This window comes from Robiginitalea insularis (genome assembly GCF_052497835.1).
Map to the genome: position 1 here is coordinate 1,339,376 of NZ_CP199296.1, position 23,516 is coordinate 1,362,891.

A 23,516-nucleotide genomic window follows, 5' to 3' on the forward strand; every position below is an offset into this window, starting at 1 on the left:
ATTACTTCTGTAACTGAGCGTTCTTCTTCTTTAAATCAGCCAATTTCCGCTCCAGGCCGGCGATGATATCGTCAGCCTTATAGCTCATATTGGAGATAGATTCATCCAGCCTGCGCTCAAAATCCTCTTTCTGGGTTTGGGCTGTCTTGGTAAGTTCTTCTGTAGCTTTGCTTACGCGGTCACTGATATCTTCAGAAGCTGCCTTTGCTTTTTTCTTGATTTTCTTTCTTGTCTTGGACCCTTTATCAGGGGCGTAAAGTATTCCTACTCCAGCTCCAATGGCTGCGCCGGTTAAAAGAGCTAATAATACTGAACCACTATCGTTTGACATATATATAATGTTTTTAAGGTTATTAATTTACTTTACTCAGTATAACAAGAATATATTAAAAAGTGCGTTAAAGGCTCGTTAATTCCCCAGGTGTGGGGTTCAGGACTGTTTTTGAAACGAAAAGCGATCCCGGCAGGCAGTGTGTCAGCCCAAAAACTTAAATAAAGCCTGTGGAGCTATTTTTTACTACCCTTTGGTATATTTCCTAAGGTTGCATCCAAAAAAGCCTGCCAACGCGATTTGAGAGCGCGTTAATTAGTTTGATTTGTCTATCAAAGAAAGTCTTACCATAGGCTTTCTTTATAACGTAATAAATCAGCTGTTAAGCTTCTAGGAATCCTTTTGTTCCAGCTTTGCCCAGGTGTCGCGTAAGGTAACGGTTCTGTTAAAAACAAGATTGTCTTCAGAAGTGTCCGGGTCTACACAAAAATATCCCAATCGCTGAAACTGATATCGATCCCCTGCTTTTGCGTTATTCAGGGATGGCTCTAATTGTGCAGTTATAACCTGTAAAGAATCCGGATTGATAAAATCAAGGAAGTCCCTGTCCTTATGTTGGTCAGGAGTAGGATCCGCAAACAAGCGGTCATACAGACGTACTTCAGCTGGGGTACAGTGATTTGCAGAGACCCAATGCAGGGTCCCTTTTACCTTTCTCAAACTTTCAGGGGTACCACTGCCGCTCTTGCTTTTAGGATCATAGGTGCAGTGAATTTCCATAATATTCCCATCGGTATCTTTTACGACTTCCTCTGCCTTAATTATATACGCGCTTTTAAGCCGGACTTCTCCCCCCAATTTTAAACGGAAGAATTTACGGTTCGCTTCTTCCCTGAAATCTTCCCGCTCTATGTACAATTCCCGGCTAAAAGGTACCGTCCTGTTTCCCGCATCCGGATCCTCAGGATTGTTTTCCGTTTCCAGCCATTCTTCCTTATCCCCCGGGTAGTTCGTAATGATGAGTTTTACAGGGTCCAGTACTCCCATCACACGGGGAGCAATACGATTCAGGTGTTCCCGCATGTGAAAATCCAGCAAGGCCACATCTACCACATTCTCCCGTTTGGCTATTCCGATGGTATCCGCAAAATTGCGAATTGCCTCCGGGGTACATCCCCGTCGCCGCAGACCCGAAATAGTGGGCATCCTGGGGTCATCCCAGCCGGAAACATAGCCCCCTGTAACCAATTGGAGTAATTTCCGCTTGCTTACCACGGTATGGCTTAAATTCCTTCTGGCAAATTCCCGCTGCTTGGGCCTTATCTTCTCTGAACTAATTACCTGATCCAGGAACCAGTCATATAATTCCCGATGCGGGGCAAACTCCAGGGTGCAAAGGGAGTGCGAAACCTGCTCAATATAGTCGCTTTCGCCGTGGGTCCAGTCGTACATAGGATAAATACACCAATCGGTATTTGTTCGGTGGTGGGCCTTGTGCAATATCCGGTACATTACCGGATCCCGCATAAGCATATTGGAGGAGGCCATATCAATTTTAGCCCTTAAAACATGGGATCCCTCGGGGAAACCCCCTTCTTTCATCTTTTGAAATAATTCCAGGTTTTCCGCTACCGGCCTGTCCCTGTACGGGCTATGGCTCCCTGCCTGCGTTGGTGTGCCTTTTTGCTCTGCTATCGCTTCCGAACTCTGGCTGTCTACATAGGCTTTTCCGTCCTTGATCAGTGCTGTTGCCCAGTCGTAGAGTTGCTGAAAATAATCAGAGGCAAAGCATTCTTCGGCCCACTCAAAACCCAGCCATTTTACATCTGCCTTGATGGCGTCTACAAATTCCTGTTCCTCTTTGGTGGGGTTGGTATCGTCAAAGCGCAAATTAACCGGGGCGTCATAACGCAATCCAAGGCCAAAATTCAAACAAATGGAACTGGCATGACCTATATGCAGATAGCCATTGGGCTCTGGTGGAAACCGAAACCTGAGATCGCTTTTTGGAAAGCCGTTCTCCAGGTCTGTTTCTATGATGTGTTCTATGAAATTCAGGGACTTTCCTGACTCACTCATTGCTAAAGATTTAAAGCCGTAAAGGTAGGAAAAATGCAAATCCCGCCCTCATATTTAAAGGGCTTCCATACAAATCCCTTCATTTCACAACATAAATAACCCCTACTACAACATTAAATTCAATAAACACGGGCTAAGAACCATATTTGTTATTCAATGTTTGTTTGCAGAAATCCGTCCGGGAGATACCCGAGGAGATAATCACACTGCCAGACAGCATTCAAAATATTAATTGTAGGGCAATTAATTAGTCACTAACACGCAGAAACATGAGAGTCATGAACAGAAAATTACGCAATGCCGCAGCCCTACTGTGCGGAGTCCTGTGGATCCAGTTCGGATCTGCCCAGGTATTAAATGCCCCGGAAGCGGCTCCCAACCAAACACCTCCGGCGGGATCTACCCCCTGGAGCGCCGCCTGTGCTTCTTCCAGCTTTAACGATTATTGGGTAAACTTTACCTGGGGACCACCCCTGGTGAACAGTGACAACGAGTTTATCCTGGAGTTGTCTGACGCCACCGGGGATTTTTCAAGCCCCGTTGAACTGGCAAGAGATGCTTCCCAAAATGTAACTTTCGATTTTTACTTCCAGTTCAGCCTGCCAACCAATATCAGAGGGGAAGGTTACCGTATGCGGGTAAGAAGTACGAGCCCTGCCCAAACTTCTGCGGTTTCTGTAGCCTATCCGATGTATTATCTGGGTGTAAATTCTTCTCTGACTATCCGCCCTCAGGGCCAGGCCGACTTCGGAGACGGAACGGCTGAGGTCTGTGACGGAAATTCAATAACCCTTGAAGTATATGGTTTAGCCAACGCCGGTACCTATCAGTATAATTGGTATAGGAGCGGCAGTCCATTAAGTGATAAAGGTCCTTCTATTACCGTCAACCAGGCAGGAATGTACAATGTTGAAATAGATTACGGGGCCTGTTCCGGATCCGGTAACACCCTTTCCAATCTGATAGACGTAACCACAGGCAGCAGCCTGGGTATTGCTATTAACCCGCCTTCCAAAACCGCATTATGTGCAGGAGAGACTGAAGTACTGACTGCCAATATCGCGGGCATGGGCCTTACCTATACCTGGTTTAAGGACGGGACACCTATTACCTCCCCAACCATAGACGACCACACCTATACTGTAGATGCCAATATCGCCGGCTTTGAAGGGGATTATGAAGTTGAGATCTTTGGTCCCGGAGCATGCGTTGAGCGCTCGGCTGCACAAACCATTACCAATGCGGGCGACTTTACTGTTACCCGGGATAATGCTGGCTCGGTAGTGGTATTGCCATCACAGAATGCCACGTTATCCATTACAACGGATGCCTCGCCTGCCACTTATCAGTGGTATAAAGACGGCAGTCCGGTTGCAGGAGCCACCACCACCAGCCTGAATGTTACCGATACTGATACAGGCACCTATTTTGCAAGGGTGTTCCTCAGTGGAGGCGCTTGTGGCGGAACCTCAAAAGACTCTCCGGCTACTTCTGTAGTAAGCCCAAGCAGCCTTGAGATGGATATCGCATACAATGGCTCTTATACCGCGTGTGCAGACATCTCCACAATACTGGAGGTTACCCAGATAAGGGCCCTGGATGGCAGCGGCGGCAGTACAGATGTAACCGCAGACCTTCTGGGTACTATGAGCTACCAGTGGTTCAAAGACGGAGCTCCCGTTAGTGGGGCTACAGGAGCCACAATAAGCCTCACGGACATTACAGAAAACGGGGTCTACCATGTTGAAGGCAGTATTTCCAGTTACTCCCCTGCTTCCAACGACCTGAGCGTTCAATTACGTGTAAATGAAACCCTGGTATTGAACAGCACTTCCACTACGGTTTGCGGGCCTTCACAGCCAGTAACCCTGAGCACTCCTACTGACCTGAGTAGTGAAAGCTTTGACTGGTTCAGAGATGGTACAAATTTGAATCTCTCTACACCTTCTATAGACGTAGGCACACCAGGTGTATACCAATTGGTATTACAGCGAAATGGATGTCCCCTGCCTTCCAATGAAGTTACTATTTCTCCTCTTGATGAGAATCTGATCAGTCTTGACCTGGGAACCGAACTGAGGTTTCCGGAAGGCAGCTCCCGTACGGTTAACGCCTCAGGAGGTGATACCTATCGCTGGCTGGACAGCAACAACAACCAATTGGGAACCGCTTCTTCCTTCACGTTTACGAGCGAGGGAGGTTATACCCTGGTTGCTACCCTGGGTGGTTGTCAAATTACACGGGCTATTACCGTTACCTACCTGGACACCTTCAGGGTGCCTAATGTGATCTCTGTAAACGGAGACGGTATAAACGATCAGTGGATTATCCCGAACAGCTATTCCGGCCGTCAGGATGTAAATGTGATCATTTATAACGAACGCGGTGAAGAAGTGCTTAACGAAAATAATTACCAGAACAACTGGCCCAGTTCGGCTGCGAGTTTCCCAGCCCAGAACATGGTGTTCTACTATAAAATCAGAAACGCCGAAAAAGTCCTGAAACAGGGGACCATTACTGTTATACGATAACCTAAACGATGAAACACAGATTACTGTTCTTGATGGTATTTCTCCTGGCACTGCCTCTGGCTCGTGCCCAGGAAGACAATCCTTTTATTGCCTATGACGTACCCGCTCAGAACTTGTTGAAATTCAACCGGTTTTTGATCAACCCTACCTTTTCAACTGTACGGGAAGACAAATCCTATATTAATCTGTTACATCGCAACCAGGCCGTTTCTTTTGATGACAACAATCAAACCTATTTCCTGAGCTATAGCGGTAGGATAGGCGACCGCTCAGGATTAGGTCTGAGCCTGTATACCCAGCGGGAAGGTACTCTCAGCAACTATGGGGTGCTGGCCAATTATGCCTACGGGATAAAGCTCAGCGATAAAAGCAATTTCACTTTTGGAGCAAACCTCTCCTATTACAGCAGCGGCTATGATGAAAGCCGGGCAAACCCCCTGGAGGTAGATCCCTTTTTAAATGGCTTTCAGGATATTTCCCTGCTAACGTTCCAACCGGGTTTCAATATCTCTTTCGGGGCTATTGATTTTGGGATGTATGCCGAAAACCTGATTGATTACAACCTGAAAACCAGTGAGTCCATTACTAGTTTCGCAGATAAAACCTTTTCCGGACACCTGCAATATACCCATCAGTTTGAAAATGGAGAGGGTGTATTTGAAGGAGGGCGTCTGATGCCACTCGCCAGGGTTCGTAAAATAGGTAATGAGGAGTTGGTATTAGGCGGAAACCTGATACTGGACCTTCCAAAAATAGGATGGTTGCAGGGAGGCTACGATAGTTTCTACGGGGCATCTGCCGGTATCGGTTTTAACCTGAACCAACGGCTGTCTATAGGATACACCATGGAAAAAGGCCTCACCAACAACTTTGACAATTTCGGGCTAACCCATGAAATCTCTTTTGCTTATTCCTTTACCCCCAACCTTACTGAAGACCGGGTAATGCTGGAAGACGATTACGAGGAGAGTCTGGTTTCCAATGAAGAGGAGCCCGAACCAATCGGAGATCTTAGTGAAAAAGATCAGGAAATCATTGAACTGAAAAGTAAGTTGGCCGAGAATGACGCCATCCTTGCTGAGTTGATGTTCCGACAGGATTCCATCGAAAAGAACCGCCAGCGAAACCTCGAAAAGCGTTTTGAAATGGTAATGCGTATGGTGCGTCAGGAAACCGGAGGCAAGCGCCCAGACCTGGAAGACAAGGCCAAGACCATGTACTTTATCAATAATGATTCCAGCGCCCTGGCCCAAAGGGACAATAAAAATAAAACAATTGGTATAAAAGAAGAGGTTGCCCGCCAGGATCGCACTCCTGAACCAGCGGAAAGACTGGCCCAAACCGATGTGGTTAAAAGGGTAAGCCAGGAACGTCAGCCGGCCATTCAGACCGAAGACCGTGTGGCTGAAACAAAACAAGTCAAAGAAAAAGATGCTGTATCAACGGCTGTAAAACAGCAGAAAGATGCAATTGCCAGGACAGAAAAGCCTTCTGAGGTACCTAAGCCCCCAGTAAAGATCAAAAAATACGAGCCCCGTGAAACTACGGCAGTTACCGATAACACACGGGAGGTCAAGATGCGCAGATTCAAAGACCTGCAGGATGTAACTGACGGGTATTATCTGGTAGCCAATGTTTACAAGGGCACCCATTATATGGATAAGTTCATTGACCAGCTCAAGGGCGAGGGACTGGATGCCAGCTATATTGACAATCCGAATAACGGCCTAAAATACGTTTACATTAACCGCTTTGACAGTTGGGAAGAAGCAGCTCAGGCAGCCCGCAGCGGCATGGGGGGTGCTTTCGATGGCCAATTGTGGGTAATGAATGTAGACAATCGCTATACCAACGAGGCCTATGCCGCCAATAGTGAAAAGATTAAAGATAAAACCGCTCAGTATGAAACTGACGTGCTCCGTAAGAATGTGGTGGTCCAGGATAAAGTGGCCGCTCAGGGTTATGAAGAGCGCGGAGATATCATTGAAGGAGCCGGTTCCGCTTACTACCTAATTGTAAATGTATTTGCCAACCCCAGAAATGCCAACCGCTTTGTAAAGCTGTTGAATTCACAGGGGCTGAGCGCCAGTTACTTTATCAATCCGCAAAACAACTATCGCTATGTATACCTCAAGCGCCATTCCACATGGAACAGCGCCTTGATTTCCTACTACTCAAAAATCAATGACACCTATGATGAGAAAATGTGGATCATGCGTGTCACCCCAAACCTTATTGCATAGATGAAATTACTCTACCAATCAATTAAAAACCTGTTCTTTTTATTGTTCTTCCTGTTTGGGGGCATGCAAATGCTCCTTTCCCAGGAAGCAGTTCCATTTAGCCCAAGACTAAGTGGAGGGAACATTGAAATTCGCGGAGATGTGATTTTTGTTGGGAATAATATTCTCAACCGGGCCTCTGAATCGAACCCATCACAAGCCAATTCTGCCTATAACGGAACTCAGAACAACAATAACCTGTGGATGGAATACATCGATATCGATGGGGATCCAAGCACATTTAGTTCCAGTAGCGCAGACCTGAACGTACCGGATCCTTCATGCTCCATCGTGCGGTATGCAGGATTATACTGGGCTTCCACTTACCCTAATGAACGAAGCACCAATGGGAGCGCCCCTTTTGACGGCACCCCCAGGATTGAAGATTGGAACCAGATAAAATTCCGTTTACCGGGTGGTAGTTATATCGACCTTTCGGCAGATACTGCAGCTGATCCGGCCGGGGACGAAGACGACATTATTTTTGACGGTTATGACCCGTCAAACATCAATAATTCCTTTAAAGATTCCCCTATTGTATGCTATAAAAATGTAACCTCCCTTGTGCAGTCACTGGCAGATCCAAACGGTACCTATACCGTTGCAAATGTGAGGGCAACCAAGGGTGTTCGCCAGGGATCCAGCTCAGCAGGCTGGGTTTTGGTGGTTATATATGAAAACCCCAATGAAACCGGGAAGTTTATCTCAACTTTCGATGGCTATGCCGGTGTACAGGGAAGTGTCCCTGCAGTAAATGTTGCCGTAAACGGTTTCAGGACGCTTCCTTCAGGTTTTCCGGTAAACGCCCGTGTTGGGGTAGGGGCGCTGGAAGGAGATCGTGGAATCAGTGGGGATCGTTTTCGAATTCGGGCCAATTCTCTTCCGGGTTTTACGGATCTGAGCACAACCCTGAACCCGTCCTCAAATTTTTTCAATTCTACCATCACCACAAACGATGCTCAGGTACCTACACGAAATCCTTATGGTACAAATACGCTTGGGCTTGACCTGGACATCTTTGAATTGAGCAACCCCTTTAACAGTGTGCTGCCCAATGATGAAAGCGGCGCTACCCTGCAGTTTACTTCCTCTGGAGATGGGTATGGTGCCTTCCTGACCGCATTCATTGTAGAAATCATTGAGCCCGATATTAACCTGCAGAAAACGGTTGAAGACATAGGGGGCAACGATATTACCGGCCTGGGGGTAAACCTGGGGCAGTACCTGGACTACGTTCTTACCTTCCAGAATGTGGGGAACGACAACGCAACCAACTATACAATAAGGGATGTTCTTCCCATAAATGTTACCCTGGACGAAGCATCAATGAACCTGCCTGCCGGGGTTACCTATACTTACGACGCCCCGAACCGGGAAGTACTCTTCTCTATTCCCAATAACCTGGTTGAAGTTGGAGATCCGGCCTATACCATCCGTATGAGGGTTCAGGTGGCGGAAAATTGCTTTGATTTTATAGATGCCTGTACTGATTTAATACAAAACCAGGCCTATTCCACCTACAATGGAGACCTGAATAGTGCGCAGATTACAGACGACCCCAGTGTGTCGGACTTTGACAACTGTGGTTTTGCGACGCCGGGGGCGACCAACTTTTTGCTGGATGACCTCGAAAATTGTGACTTTACCCGTACCGTTGAATTATGCGGAAATAGTGTTGTGCTGGATGCCGGGGATAATTTTGACTCTTATGTGTGGTATCGCGACATTAATTCGGACGGACAGATTGATGCCGGGGATACTGTGATCACCGATGGGGATCCGGACGGGGATCCAAGCACCATTCGCGTAACAGACGCCGGGCAATATATTGTGGATAAAATAGTAGCCGACCCCTGTAAGGGCTTCCAGGAAATAATCACCGTAGTGCTTCCCGGGGCTACTCAAATCAACCCAATTGTCACCCTGATAAACGACCCTACAAATTCTGTGGAAGGTGAAGTGGTTACCTGTGCAAATGACGGGGATCTGTTGCCAAAGGTTTTCCTCTGTGGTCAAAATGACACAGAGCTGATTCAAATTAACATTCCGGATGCAACCAGCATTATATGGGAGCAATTGGATGAAGCGAGCTGTGCCGATTCCGGAGATGACTGTGCGAACAAGAATTCAGCCTGTACCTGGAACCAGGTCGATACCGGCTTTGATTTCCTTGCATCGGATGCCGGGGAATACCGGGTAGTGATAAACTACCAGAACGGGTGTTTCAGCCGTTTCTATTTTAACGTGTTTAAGAACCCGCTGAACCCTCAATATACTTCAGAAGACATTCTTTGTACTACCCCGGGGAACATTACGGTTACCAATATGCCGGCCGATTACGAATACCAGCTGCTGGATGCCAGTACCGGAAACGTTCTTGTGCCTTACAGCGCGAACAACGGGCCAAGCTTTGACATTGCGACTAATGGCGCATATACCGTTGAAATGCGGCAGGTAGGGGTAAGCGGAGGCTGCCTCTTCTATGTTGAAAATATCGGCATCCTCCAACGCGATTTCACAGTGGATGTTACAACTGTGGAGGCAGACTGCGACGGACTGGGGTCTATTGGCATTGCCGTAAATGATGCCAATCCTCAATATTACTATGAGATTTCCCTAAACGGGAGTGTGGTGGATACCTATGGCCCTAACAATGATAACCGTTACAATTTCTTCAACGTTAATGGTGGTGTTTATGACGTAACAGTAACAACAGATGATGGTTGTAGCTATACCGAGCAGGTAACTGTTGTGGACAATAACACCCTTGAGCTTACGGCTCGGGTTTCACAGCATATTACCTGCCGGGAAGGAAATATCCTGATGGAATCAGAGGGCGGTAAAACCCCTCACACCTATGCTATATGGGAATATATTGATGAGAGTGGGGTTACCCAGATTTCTTATAATTCCCCTGCCGAAATCCCCGCAAATGAATTCCAGACAAGTCAGATTTTTGACATTTTTACCCCTGGGCGCTACACCTTTGTGGTAGTAGACCGCTTCAACTGTTTTGACATCTCAAACTCTACGGTGATCTATTTTGTGCCTCCCGTGGAGTACAACCCAACCACTGTTATAGACGAACAGTGTTATGGGGATGCTACCGGCCGAATACAGTACAATCTGGTTTCAGACAATGGATACCAGATTACCTACTACCTGATAGATGAAAATGGTGTCGAAATTGCGACTAATTCATCCGGAATATTTAATGGCCTGGCTCAGGGAGATTATACCGTACGAGTTAATTACCGAAAGGGAAGTGCTTCTTGTGAGTATTTCGAAAACTATACCATATCAGGCCCATCCTCCCCTCTTGACGCAGATGCTGCGCTTATTCAGGATTATACCTGTCTGCAAGGCGGTATCATTGAAGCGCAGAACGTCAGCGGCGGAACCGCCCCCTATCAATACAGCATTGACGGGGTAAATTTTGTTTCTGGTCCGGGATCCGAAACGTTCACATCTCTTAGCCCAGGCTCTTATACCATTACCATATTAGATGCAAATGGTTGCGTTTTCCTTACTAACCCAATCACCATAGATCCGACCAACCCACCGGAAGATCTGGATTTTGCATTGAGCAATATTGACTGTAATTTCCAAACCGGGGATTTGGTTGTAACCGCCACTAATGGCACACAGCCCCTTACATTTGAAATTATTGCCCCTTCATCCGTTTCCCCCGACAGCAGTAGCGGCAATACCGCAACCTTTAACAACCTGGCTGCGGGCACCTATACCTTCCAGGTCTCAGACGTGGATGGTTGTAGCTATACCGAGAACTATACCGTCCCTGAAATAAGCCCTATTCAGGCCAATGGTTCCTTGTTCAGCAATGTAACCTGTTTTGGGGATGCCGATGGCAGAGTAGTGGTTCGCGTAAGCAATTTTGTCTCCACCTACAGTTATACCGTTAATGGAAATACCCCTGTTACCGGGCAGTCCGGAAGCATTATCAACCTTACCGGGCTTACTGCTGGGGACTATGAGGTTGAGGTTTTTGATGAAACTACCGGCTGTAGCGACCTGGCCAATGTAACCGTTACAGGCCCTGCCACCCCCCTCGCATTCACTTTTGATGCCACACAACCGAGCTGTGTTACAGATGGATTTGTAACTATTAGTGCCTCTGGTGGGTGGGATGGCTATGAATACGAGCTGGAGCAGCCCGACAACAGTATCCTGGGCCCCCAGACAAATTCACTGTTTTCAGGGCTTACTCAGGCAGGCACCTATACCATTACCGTACGTGACGGCGGTGGGTGTGAACTTACGGACACCTTTGTTCTGAACACCCCTCCCTTACCCACAGTAAGCCTTGATCCTACAACGGACCTGTGTTTTGACCCTTCAAATGGGGTTAGTTTAACAGCTACTCCAAGCGGAGGAACGGCACCTTACACCTATAGTCTCAATGGCAGTCCGGCACAAAGCAATAATGTCTTTACAAACCTGACGCCTGGTTCATACACGGTAGTACTCACCGATGCTAACGGGTGTACCGCAACCTCAGCCGCCGTAACGGTGGAGCCCCAGCTAACAGCAACAGGGGTTCTCACCAAAGAACTGGATTGTTCTGCATCTTCGGATGCTGTTATTGACATCACCATCAATGGTGGTTACGCCCCCTACACCTATGAAGTAAATGGAGGGGCAAGCACCCCGGTAGTTGGAAATACCATTACCTATACTACCCCTACAGCCAACACCTACACCTTCACCATTACTGATGCGGAAGGTTGTGTTGCCCAAACCAGTGTTGTAGTTGCTCCGATCAGTAACCCGGTAGCAACCCACACGCCTGCAAACCCAAGTTGTGACAGTGCATCAGACGGTTCCGTAACCATAAATATCGACCCTAACTTCGGCACACCGGCCTATGAGGTAGATTTTGACGGAAGCGGATTTAGTGCTCAGACAACTTATAATGGCCTTGCTGCAGGAACCTATTCCTATACGGTACGAGACGCCAAGGGTTGTACGTACACAGACAGTGTTACCCTTACGGCTCCTGCCCCGATTACGGCCGACGCTGTCCTCATCCAGGCCTATACCTGTCTGCAGGACGGTAGCATACAGGCACAGAACGTGAGCGGTGGTACTGCTCCTTACAGCTACAGCATTGATGGTGTAAACTTCGGTGCCGCAGATACCTTTACAGGCCTTACAGATGGTACTTACACTATTTTTGTAAGGGATGCTAATGGGTGTGTTTTCATCACTGCCCCTGTTGTGATTCCACCACTGGATCCTCCAACCGACATCAGTTTTGTGGCAACCCCGCCAAACTGCCCAACCCAGACCTCAGATGTAACCCTAACGGTTACCGGGGGAACAGGAGCTATTACTTATGAAATAATTGCGCCTGCCGCTGTTAATAACGGGGCCAGCAATGTATTTACAGGACTTGCCCCAGACACCTATACCTTCCGGGTAACAGATGCCAACGGCTGTGCCTATGACGAAAATCTTACAATCAATCCGGTTTCTCCTATTCAGGTAACAGGCATTCCGGTTAATGATGTTTCCTGTGTGGGAGCGTCCGACGGTGCTGCAGATTTCAATGTGTCCGGATTCAGCGGAACCTACGCATATACTGTAAACGGAGGCGCTGCAATTACGGGTCAGTCAGCCGCAACTATTAACCTTACAGGGCTTCCGGCAGGAAACCATACGGTAGTGGTAACGGATGAAGTTACCAATTGTACAGACACTGATACCATTACCATCAATGAACCTGCACTGCCTCTTTCCTTTACCTTTACCGTAACACCATTGACTTGTGTCGCAGACGGCTCGGTTACCATCAGTGCAACGGGAGGATGGGGAAGTTATACCTATGAACTGGAGCAACCAGACAGCAGTGTTCTGGGGCCACAATCCAGCAATGTATTTAATGGCCTTACGCAGGTTGGCAACTACACCATTACCGTAACCGATGCAAACGGATGTATCCTGACCGACACTTTTAACCTGGCGGCCCCGTCCAACCCGGTTGCAAGTATTGATGCCACTTCCAACCTTTGCTTTGATCCTGCTACAGGAGCTACAATTGTAGTTGGCGTTTCCGGAGGTTTGGCACCTTACTATTACAGCATGAACGGTGGTGCCACCCAGACTTCCAACACCTTTGCAGGGCTGGTTCCCGGCAACTATACGTTTACGGTTACGGACAGCAATGGCTGTACAGACACCATTGCTCAAACCATTGAACCACAGATTAACGGTAATGCCGTACTAACCAAAGACATAGACTGTACCGTATCACCCGACGCCATTTTGGATGTAACCGTCAGTGGTGGCTACGCCCCCTATACCTATGAAGTAGATTTCAATGGAGGTGGGTTTACCCCTTATGCCGGCGGCTTCCCGTATACAACAGCAGCGGACGGTACCTACCAGTTCCGTATTACCGACAGTGAAGGTTGTGTGGGTCTAACCAATATTGTGACGGTAAGCCCCGCGGTATTGCCCCAGGCAACCGCCTCAACCATTGATCCTACCTGTTTTGGTGATTCCAATGGAATTGTTGAAATAGAAGTAGATCCTAACTTCGGACAGGCCCCATATGAAATAAACTTCAACGGCCTCGGATTCAGCAACCAGACGGTTTATACCGGCTTGCCTGCCGGCACTTATAACTATACTGTGCGGGATGCCAAGGGCTGTTTGTTTAATGACAGTGTTACGCTTACAGATCCTGCGCTTTTTGACGCCACTGTTACTGTTACCGATGTATCCTGTAGCGGGGTGCCCGGTGGGGGAGACATTCCCGGGAGTATTGATATTTCAATCATCAGTGGCGGAGTCCCTAATTTTACCTATACGCTCTACGACCAGTCTAATAATATTGTACCTGTAACCGGTTCCAATCCAATAGTCAATACCCCAAGTACGAATGTGACCTTTGACGGCCTGCTTTTCGGGGACTACTATGTGCGGATCATCGATGCCAATGGATGTGAGTTTTACCAGAACCCTGTTCGGGTACGAGCCAATCCATTCTTAAGCCTGGATTCATCAGTGATTGCAGACTGTGCAACTGGTGGTACGGTAACCGTATCTGCCGATGGTGGTTCGGGAGATTATACTTTCAGCATCTACGGACCCGGAACCGCTCCTGACAGTGAAACAGCCGGTCCGGGCCCTCTGGAAGAACAAGCGGTATTCGGTGGCCTGAATGCAGGGCAAACCTATATTTTTGAGGCAATTGACAATTCAAGCCTTTGTACAAGTTACATCGAGGTTGCCATCCCTGCCCTTTCAGGTATTGAAGTAGTTCCATTTCCCTCTGTTACCGATGTAACCTGCTTTGGGGACAATAATGGCTCCATCGCTTTCCAGTTCCAGAATTTTGATGCTTCTGTGACGGATGTGAATTACAGTATTCTGGAAGCTCTGACCAACAACCCGACCGGTGTTAGCGGTACCGTTAGCGGACCAGGAGGAGGACCAACTCCTCTGGAAACCATCAACGGACTTTCCCCGGGAGACTATGTGCTTTACTTTGAAGAAGCTACCAGTCCCTTCTGTTCCAACACGTATGAGTTCAGGATAATTGAACCTTCCCCGATTACCTTTAACCTGGTAGACCTGAACAATGCAAATTGTAATGAAGATGCCCAGGTTACTGTACAAGCTACGGGAGGAGCCGGTGGCTTTACCTATGCCTTTGTCAGGGATGGGGTGCCGCCTGTGCCAGGAGATTTTGGGGCCAGCAGCTATGTAGAACTGGATCCGGCAATAGATACTGACTGGGATGCCTATGCAATGGATGTTAACGGATGTATGACGCCTCCGCTGGATATTACCATAAGCATGGATCCGGAACCGGTTATCTCCGGAGTCGCCAATAACTGTCTGGCTACAGAAGGTAACTTTGAAATTGAAGTAACCCTGGATGTTGCCGGAGTAGGGCCCTATTTCCTCAGCCTTAACGGCGGGGCTTTTCAGGCGTCAACCCTTGCAAATGCCGGAGACACCTACACCTTTACCAATCTCAACTCAGGAAACTATACTGTGGAAGTGAGGGATTCCAACAATTGTGGGAATACCATAAATATTGAAATCTACCCTCCTTCCTCCCTGAGTACCGAAGCGCTGGTTCAACCTACCTGTGCCTTGAATGACGGGCAGATTTTGCTTACCGCTTACGGAGGCTCCGGAGTATACGAATATGAATTATTCCTGGGAGCCGTTAGTGTTACTGGTGCTCCACAGGCCTCACCGCTCTTTACAGGTCTTGGGCCGGGTACTTATAACGCAGTTGTATATGATTTGGTAGCAACCGGTTGTAACGCCAGCTCAACTATCGTCCTAACAGTTCCGACTAACGTCTCCTTTACGGCAACAGCTACGGATGTAAGTTGTATTGGCGATTCTGACGGTACCATTACCGCAGTGCTTGATCCGGGTATGGACAACCCGCCTTATACCTATCAATTGTTTGATGCTTTAGGAGTATTGCCGCTTTCAGCCGTACAGACCAATCCAGTATTTACAGGCCTTTCGGCGGGTGATTACACCGTTCGGGTGACCTCAGGGCGGGCATGTACAGCAGATGAATTAGTAACTGTTGGTGAGCCTACGGCAGTAACGGCAAATGCAACGGCCACAGATTTTGCCTGTGCTCCGGATAATTCCGTTAATCAGGCCGTAATAACCGTAACTGCTGGTGGTGGAACAGCCCCGTATTTATATAGTATTGACGGAACGAATTTCTTTAGTTCGAACACCTTTAGTATCACGGATACCGGAGCAGTACAAAACTTTACTTTGACCGTAAGGGATGCAAATGGATGTATTGCCACAGATACTATCAGCATCAATCCATTGCCTGAGATTACCGATGCTGTGGTTTCTCAATTGACGGCCATCAGCTGTACCAATGACGAACAGGTAAGGATAACGGTTACCGGAGGTTCCGGGGATTTTGATTTTGATTTGCTCCCACTGGGAACTGTCCCCACACAGTCTCCCGGTGCCGGGGTATACACGGCAGATTTTACCTTAACGGCTCCCGGAGATTACACCTTCAGGGTAACCGATAACGTAACCGGTTGTTACTTTACAACCCTGCCATATACTATTGCCCCATACGACCTGATCGATGTGGTGGCAACAGCCATAACCCCTGTAGATTGCTTCGGAAATACTACCGGAGAACTTGAAATCCAGATCAATGATTACGTTGGGAATTATACCTATGAGGTTTTCTTTGCGGACGGGACTCCGGTTACAGGAGTAGTGCCTACGGACACCTCGGTAAACCCACGAACCATTTCTAGCCTGCCGGCAGGCAATCTGTATGTTGAGGTAATCGCCACAGATGCACCTTTCTGTGATGCCACCTCCAATACAATTACCATTGCCTCCCCGGATGCTCCCTTGAGCCTGACCGTGATTGCAAACACTAATGCCAACTGTTTCGGAGGAGCCCAGGTAAGTGTACTGGCGGCTGGGGGAACCCCTGCATATGCTTATGCTTTTGTTCCAACGGCCACCCTTCCGGTACCTGGAGATTTCGGGCCATCGGCGAGTGCAGTACTCAACCCGGCTACCTATCCTGCAGATTACGACGTTTATGTACAGGATGCCAATGGGTGTACAACCTTTATTACGATAACAGTTGATGAGGATCCGCTGCCAACAGTAACAGCCCCTCCTTATGCAACAGATCAGTGTACCTCTGACGGTACTTCCTACAACTTTACAGTGGTCGGAACCGGTCTGGCCCCATTGACCTACAGTATTGGTGCAGGCTTCCAGAGCAGCCCCGCCTTTACGGTAAGTGCCCCGGGCACTTATACTGTAACCGTACGGGATGCGAATGGATGTTTGGCTACAGATACAATTGATATCCTGCCTCCGCTGGGGATCACTCCTGTTGCCAGTGCCCAGCCTTCCTGTGCACTGAACGATGGGGAGATAACGATAACCGCCAGTGGTGGATCCGGCATATATGAATACGATCTGCTTGATTCAGGAGGAGCCAGTCTAACCGGCGGAGCCCGACAAGCTTCAAGTGTGTTTACAGGGCTCGCACCGGGCACTTATACCGCAGTTGTATTTGATACCAGCGGAAGTGGATGTGATGCCCAGGCACCGGTAAGTTTAGAAGACCCTACTCCGGTAGCATTCACTACTTCAGCACTGGATGTAAGTTGTAATGGCGCCGCTGACGGTTCCATAGAGGTAACTCTGGATCCGGGTCAGGATAATCCACCATATACCTATGAGTTATATGATAGCAGCATGGCACTGGTAGGTGGTCCTCAGGCCAGCCCACTGTTTACAGGGCTACAGGCCGATTCCTATACCGTACGCGTCATTTCTGACAGAAACTGTGAAGCAACCCAAATACAGGCAGTTGGCGAGCCAGCACCTGTTGTTGTTAATGCTTCGGCAACAGATTTTAGTTGTGCGGCTAACAATACGGTTTCTGAATCTATCATAACGGTGACCGCCTCAGGTGGTACAGCGCCTTACTTATACAGTATTGACGGTGTGAATTTTGTAACAGGCAATACCTTCAATGTTGCAGATACGGGAGTATCTCAGACCATTGATGTATATGCCAGGGACGCCAACGGTTGTGTCAGCACAACATCGGTTAACATAGAGCCCCTTAACAGCTTTACAGCTGCTGTTTCGCAGCTAACCGCTATTACCTGTATCAATCCGGAGTCTGTTCTTATTGAGATAACGGATAACGGCGATATAAGCAATGTATACACCTTTGAGTTATTGCCCCTCGGTAACCCCAACGGAATCCAAACGGGTGCTCCTGCCTACAACCAGGCTACCTTCGAACTCAGTGTACCGGACACCTATGTGTTCAGGGTAACAGATACAACAACAGGCTGTTATGTAGATACGGCCCCTTATGTGGTGCCTCCTTATGACCTGATGGACCCTGTAGCTGTGGCCAATACTCCGGTTAGCTGTTTTGGGGATGCTAACGGTTCCATTTCCCTGGATATTACCAATTATACCGGAAGCTATGATTACGAGGTTTTCGACGCCGCAGGAGCCAGCACCGGGATTATCGGTAGTGCGTCCACAGCAACCAACCCGCTTGTCATTAGCGGCTTGAGCGGCGGGAATTATTTTGTTCGAATCACCCAGACGGGAACCCCTTTCTGTAGCGAAGATTCGAATATCATTACCATCCAATCACCTCCTAGCGCCCTTACGGCAATTGTACAGGAAGTTGCTCCGGTAACCTGTTCGGATGATCTGGGTGAAATTCTGGTGGATCCGGAAGGCGGCTACGCTCCTTTTGATATTGTACTTACCCATACGGGTACCGGACAGGTATTTACAGCCAATGGGGTACAGGATTATATTTTTACAGGACTTTCTTCGGGCTCATATACCGTAGAAGTAACCGATGCTGGTGGTTGCGTTTATAACGATGCCATAGACCTGCTGCCTGCTGTTCCCGTAACAGCTGATATTACTGCTGCACCGGCTATGCTGGCTTGTTTTGGAGACACCAACGGCGAGGTAACAGCCGTAAATGTAGTCGGGGGATCTGGAACCTACCAGTACCAACTGAATTACTATGACGCCTCCGGTGCGGTGGTGGAATACACTTCCGGTTTCCAGACGAATCCAACTTTTACAGGCTTGGGTGCCGGGATCTACAGTATTACCGTGTCAGATTCCTGGGGTTGCGAGGTGGAAACCGTTCAGGTAACCATTAGCGAGCCTACCGAGATAATGAGTAACCTGGTGCAGACTGCCATGATGACCTGTACCAATAATGCCGAGATAGTGCTTACAGCCACCGGCGGCACAGGGCCCTATGAGTACAGCACGGATAATGTGACCTTCCTGCCTATGTCAGGCGGAAACACTCATACGTTTACGGTTACTGATGGGGTGTATCAATACTATGTAAGGGATTCTTTCGGCTGTTCAGCCACAATCTCCAACCAGGTTAGTATTGAAGCTGTAGCGCCATTGATGATCGATATTGACGATAGTGCTGCCATGATTAATTGTACCGGAGAAGCTACTGCCTCCCTGTTTGCCACGGCAACAGGTGGTCTGGGCAACTACCAGTACGAGTTATATACAGATGCCGCACTCACCAACCTTCTGGCCGGCCCTCAGTCCAGTGGTGACTTCAGCAACCTTCCCATGGGAAGTTACTGGATACGGGTAACCAGTGTGGATTGTGAAACGGTTTCAAGTGAAACGATTATCATGGAACCCGTTCCCCTGCAAATAGACAGGGAGGAGTTTACCAATGTTACCTGTGCGGGAGAAGAGGATGGTACTATTACGGTAGAGGTTTCCGGGGGAACCGGGAATATCCTCTATGCCATCAGTCCGAACCTGAACCAGTTTGATGATGTCAATACCTTTACCGACCTGGCCCCTGGAGTATACGATGTTATTGCACAGGATGTGAACGGATGTTTTATCCCATTCCAGTTCACCATCACGGAGCCACAGCCCCTGGATATTAGTGCCGTTGCTACTCCTGAGATTTGTATCGGAAGTGCCGACGGAATCATCGACATCACCATTTCAGGAGGTACGGCCCCTTACAGAACTGCCTTTAATTCCAATGCAGATGCAGATTTTGTGCCGGCCCAGACCACCTTTACGGACCTGGCAGCAGGAACTTACGTAATCTTTGTAAGGGATGCCCAGGATTGTGAAACCAATGTGATCGTGGAAGTGGAACCCGGCGTGAATTTGAACGCTACGGTTACCCCAATTTATGTGTGTACTGATAACCTGCCGGATAATTATCTGGAAGTGGTATTGGAAGATCCTTCCGTAGCTGCAGATGTGATGTATGCCCTGGACTCCACCGACCCTGCTGATATGCAGCTGGATGCAGACTTTAGCAGCCTTGCGCCCGGACCGCATTACCTGGCAATTTCCCACGCCAATGGCTGTGTGCTGACCATTGACTTTGAAATCACTGCTTTTGACCCGCTTACACTGGTGCTGGAGCAGCAGAATATCAATGAAATTACAGCCATTGCCACGGGTGGTGTGCCGGATTACACCTTCTATTTCAACGAAGATGACAATGGTACTGATAATACCTGGTATATCACGGAAACCGGCACTTATACAGTGCGGGTGGTAGACCAGAACGGCTGTATGGTTGAGGCTCAGATATTTATGGAATTTATTGATATAGAAATCCCTAATTTCTTCACCCCGGATGGGGACGGAATGAACGATTTCTGGATTCCGGAGAATCTTGAAGGCTTCCCTGAGATACTAATCAAAATTTATGATCGTTATGGTAGAGTAGTCGCTGAACTCGCATATGGTATGCAGGGATGGGACGGAATGTACGACGGCAGGGAATTGCCATCCGGAGACTACTGGTACGTAGTGAAATTAAATGGCGAACGCGATAATAGAGAATTTGTAGGGCATTTTACCCTATACAGATAATTTAATAACCCAATAAACAATGCGTAAGGGACTCTTGATATTTGTGCTGATGATGGGGATGCTCCGCCTGGGAGCACAGGAATTGAATTCTCCCCAACTGTCTCAGTACCTGGCAGACAACCCTTTCGTGTTAGCTCCTACTTATGCAGGGATTGGGGACCATGTCAAGATCCGGCTCAATGGCCTCAGCCAGTGGGTGGGTATCAAGGATGCTCCCCAAACCCAATCTTTGGCCGCCGATGCCCGTATCGGCAATAAATCGGGGCTGGGTGTCTTTCTTTACAATGACAAGAATGGATATACCCGGCAGCAGGGGGCACGTCTGTCCTTTGCCCACCACCTTACCCTGGACCGCTATGAAGACGAGTTCCTCTCCATGGGAATTTCCTATAACTTCAACCAGTTCAGGATCGATATAGAGGAATTCAGGAACCTTAACGGGGATCCTTCGGTAACAGATGATCGTTCTACCAGCAACCACAACTTTGATGTTGGGGTTATGTACCGTAAAAACAAGTTTTACGTAAGTGTGAATGCATCCAATTTACTGGACAAAGACCTGAGAAGCTTTAACCCTGTATTTGAGCCCAACCAGCTGCGTAACTATTACGTGTATACCGGTTTTCGCTATTCAAAAAACAAAAACAGCCGGGTAGAAATTGAGCCTTCGGTGCTGTATAAGCTCTTTGAAAGTGACGGGCGTTCCGAAACCGACCTCAACATGAAGGTCCGGCTTTATGATTTTGAAGATTATTACTACGGGGGGATCAACTATCGTTTCCTCAATGACCAGGTCGGTAAGCCACTTTATATCGCGCCCTTCGTTGGGTTTAAAAAGAGTAATTTTTACTTTGGGTATTCCTTTCAGATCATCCTGAATGAGATTCTGGCTTATAGTTATGGTACCCACGTTATTACAGTTGGGATGGACCTATTTCAGGGCCTTAGTAACTGCCGTTGTACCTATTGATCTTTCTTCCGCTTCCTTTTGCTTTTTTGCACTAGCTTTGCACTGATATGGAAGGCTTAATTGAACTTAAAAATATCCGGGTATACGCCTATCATGGTTGCCTGGAAGAAGAGTCTCTGATTGGATCGGATTACCGTGTAGATTTAACGGTGGGTGCAGACCTTGCCAGGTCTGCAAAAACGGATTCCCTGTCGGATACCGTAGATTATGTGCTGCTCAACAAAATTGTTGTGGATGAAATGCACAAACGTTCTAAATTACTGGAAAATGTGGCCATGCGCATCCTGGATCGGATATTTGAAGAGGAACCAGCCGTGGGGTATGCCGAGGTCGCGGTCTCCAAAATAAACCCACCACTGGGCGGAGATGTTCAACAGGTTAGCGTTTGTCTTTCGAAAAAGCGCTGATAATTTTTAAGGAAGCGCGAAAAAATAGTAACTTTGTGCACTTTTTAAAGGCATCGTGGCCGAGTGGCTAGGCACAGCTCTGCAAAAGCTTGTACAGCGGTTCGAATCCGCTCGATGCCTCAGAAAAACCCTGAATCACTTCAGGGTTTTTTTATTCATTAATAAGTTCGATTCCCTTCTCGATACTGAGTTTATCCTTGGGCAAAAATCCTTTGACAATCATTACAAGGCCGCAAATGATCAGTACAACCCCAAGGATTTTCTTAACCATTCCTATTCGTTCTCTTGTAAGTTTTTTCCGTAATTGTTTAGCCAGTAAGATTTTGAGGATATCCGTAGTCAAATAAGCCCCTAGCATAGCTGAAAAGAAAGTGATGATCCGATCGGGCTGATTATCCAGGCTTGGCCCGACAATTATGATTATCCCCAACCAGAAAACCAGTACTCCTATATTGATAAAATTCAAAAGGAAACCTTTTACAAACAAGCCCAGGTAGTCACTACCTTTAGTAACAATACGGGGTTCTTTTCCCTTGAAGTCGGAACGGAAAACAGTGGTAAGCCCATATACAAGCAGGATTACACCTCCAAACACGTACAATCCCGGCTGGTTGCTGAGGTTTTCAAGGAGTTGAAAACTGGAAAAATAGGCGATTACCAGAAAAAGAATATCTGCCAGAACAACCCCCAGATCCAAAGCGAGGCCGGCACGAAAGCCTTTGGTGGCTGCTGTCTCCAATAGTACAAAGAATACAGGCCCTACCATAAAGGCCAGTAAAAAGCCCAGTGGTATCGCTGCCTGTATATCCTCCATCATAATGGCTTACATCCTTTTAATAGTTCCCCCGAATACTGTTTTTTCGTCCATTTTAGCCGGATTACCGAACACCAAAACCTTTCCGCCGGCTTTTACCGTAGCCTGAACATAGTCGGTAGCATTAACTTCTGCAGTAGAACCTGCATTTACATTTACCGTACAAAAAGCGGTTTTAAAAGCTTTTCCGTTGTAAATACCTCCAGTATTGATCTGAACGTCCTGGTTTTGAGATTTTCCATCCGCAGTTATAATTCCCCCGGACACTGCCTTTACCAGGAACTGGGTAACGTCTGCCTTTACCCTTATCTCTCCTCCCTCCTGAGCTTTTACCTCCAGCACCTCCTGTTTGATAAGTCCTTCTGAAATGATTCGGGCATCTTCATTTACATCTATTACCAACAGGGGTTCTTTATAGAAAACATCCACAAAAGTCCGGTAGCCACTGAATATTTTTGTGATCTGCATCCGGATCTTCAAAACCCCATCATTATTGACAATAGCGACCTGTTCAGTGTTGGCCCCCCTGATAACCGCTTCGTTTTTGTCGCTGCGAATCAAAGACACAGAGATCCCGTCAAAGACCTTTATCTCCTGAAACGATTCCAGCTCTTGTGTGCTCTGAGCTACAAGTGCCCGCTGGCCCGAAAAAACCAAAAGGAGTGTTGCTATGAAGAATGTCTTACGGTACAAATACATTCTGTTTGTTTTTTCTGCCCGGATTA

Annotated in this window: 9 protein-coding genes and 1 tRNA gene; 6 read left to right on the plus strand and 4 right to left on the minus strand. The window is 47.7% G+C overall.

Features of this window, described 5'->3' with window-relative positions:
• Position 1: 1 nt before the first annotated feature.
• Positions 2-331, minus strand: coding sequence for a YtxH domain-containing protein (locus ACT6NV_RS06155; protein WP_445386377.1), 330 nt, complete (start codon positions 329-331; stop codon positions 2-4).
• 330 nt (positions 332-661) lie between these two features.
• Positions 662-2,350, minus strand: a complete 1,689-nt coding sequence (locus ACT6NV_RS06160) for a glutamine--tRNA ligase/YqeY domain fusion protein (protein WP_445386378.1) — start codon at positions 2,348-2,350, stop codon at positions 662-664.
• A 278-nt stretch (positions 2,351-2,628) separates the two neighbouring features.
• Here ACT6NV_RS06160 and ACT6NV_RS06165 point away from each other — a divergent pair, with 278 nt between their 5' ends.
• The 6 genes from ACT6NV_RS06165 to ACT6NV_RS06190 all read left to right on the plus strand — a co-directional run bounded on the left by ACT6NV_RS06165 (position 2,629) and on the right by ACT6NV_RS06190 (position 22,097).
• Complete coding sequence (locus ACT6NV_RS06165; protein ID WP_445386379.1) at positions 2,629-4,881, plus strand: T9SS type B sorting domain-containing protein; 2,253 nt, start codon at positions 2,629-2,631, stop codon at positions 4,879-4,881.
• Positions 4,882-4,889: 8 nt separating this feature from the next.
• Positions 4,890-7,124 (plus strand): PorP/SprF family type IX secretion system membrane protein, encoded by a 2,235-nt coding sequence (locus ACT6NV_RS06170; RefSeq protein WP_445386380.1) that lies wholly within the window; start codon positions 4,890-4,892, stop codon positions 7,122-7,124.
• Positions 7,125-20,600 carry a T9SS type B sorting domain-containing protein gene (locus ACT6NV_RS06175; protein ID WP_445386381.1) on the plus strand — a complete coding sequence of 4,492 codons (13,476 nt, stop codon included), beginning with the start codon at positions 7,125-7,127 and terminating at the stop codon, positions 20,598-20,600.
• Between the two features lie 19 nt (positions 20,601-20,619).
• Positions 20,620-21,570, plus strand: a complete 951-nt coding sequence (locus ACT6NV_RS06180; protein ID WP_445386382.1) for a PorP/SprF family type IX secretion system membrane protein — start codon at positions 20,620-20,622, stop codon at positions 21,568-21,570.
• 47 nt (positions 21,571-21,617) lie between these two features.
• Complete coding sequence (gene folB / locus ACT6NV_RS06185) at positions 21,618-21,977, plus strand: dihydroneopterin aldolase (RefSeq protein ID WP_445386383.1); 360 nt, start codon at positions 21,618-21,620, stop codon at positions 21,975-21,977.
• A 49-nt stretch (positions 21,978-22,026) separates the two neighbouring features.
• Positions 22,027-22,097 (plus strand) — tRNA-Cys (locus tag ACT6NV_RS06190).
• Positions 22,098-22,128: 31 nt separating this feature from the next.
• Here the strand turns inward: ACT6NV_RS06190 and ACT6NV_RS06195 are convergent.
• Both ACT6NV_RS06195 and ACT6NV_RS06200 read right to left on the minus strand, forming a co-directional pair.
• Positions 22,129-22,794 (minus strand): LysE family translocator, encoded by a 666-nt coding sequence (locus ACT6NV_RS06195; RefSeq protein ID WP_445386384.1) that lies wholly within the window; start codon positions 22,792-22,794, stop codon positions 22,129-22,131.
• Positions 22,795-22,800: 6 nt separating this feature from the next.
• Positions 22,801-23,490 (minus strand): head GIN domain-containing protein, encoded by a 690-nt coding sequence (locus ACT6NV_RS06200; protein WP_445386385.1) that lies wholly within the window; start codon positions 23,488-23,490, stop codon positions 22,801-22,803.
• Positions 23,491-23,516 lie beyond the last annotated feature (26 nt).

Bases quoted from the DNA above. Each gene is read 5' to 3' on its own strand.
- ACT6NV_RS06160 (WP_445386378.1), bottom strand. From the start codon at position 2,350: ATGAGTGAGTCAGGAAAGTCCCTGAATTTCATAGAACACATCATAGAA.
- ACT6NV_RS06165 (WP_445386379.1), top strand. From the start codon at position 2,629: ATGAACAGAAAATTACGCAATGCCGCAGCCCTACTGTGCGGAGTCCTG.
- ACT6NV_RS06200 (WP_445386385.1), bottom strand. From the start codon at position 23,490: ATGTATTTGTACCGTAAGACATTCTTCATAGCAACACTCCTTTTGGTT.
- ACT6NV_RS06170 (WP_445386380.1), top strand. From the start codon at position 4,890: ATGAAACACAGATTACTGTTCTTGATGGTATTTCTCCTGGCACTGCCT.
- ACT6NV_RS06175 (WP_445386381.1), top strand. From the start codon at position 7,125: ATGAAATTACTCTACCAATCAATTAAAAACCTGTTCTTTTTATTGTTC.
- folB (WP_445386383.1), top strand. From the start codon at position 21,618: ATGGAAGGCTTAATTGAACTTAAAAATATCCGGGTATACGCCTATCAT.
- ACT6NV_RS06155 (WP_445386377.1), bottom strand. From the start codon at position 331: ATGTCAAACGATAGTGGTTCAGTATTATTAGCTCTTTTAACCGGCGCA.
- ACT6NV_RS06195 (WP_445386384.1), bottom strand. From the start codon at position 22,794: ATGATGGAGGATATACAGGCAGCGATACCACTGGGCTTTTTACTGGCC.
- ACT6NV_RS06180 (WP_445386382.1), top strand. From the start codon at position 20,620: ATGCGTAAGGGACTCTTGATATTTGTGCTGATGATGGGGATGCTCCGC.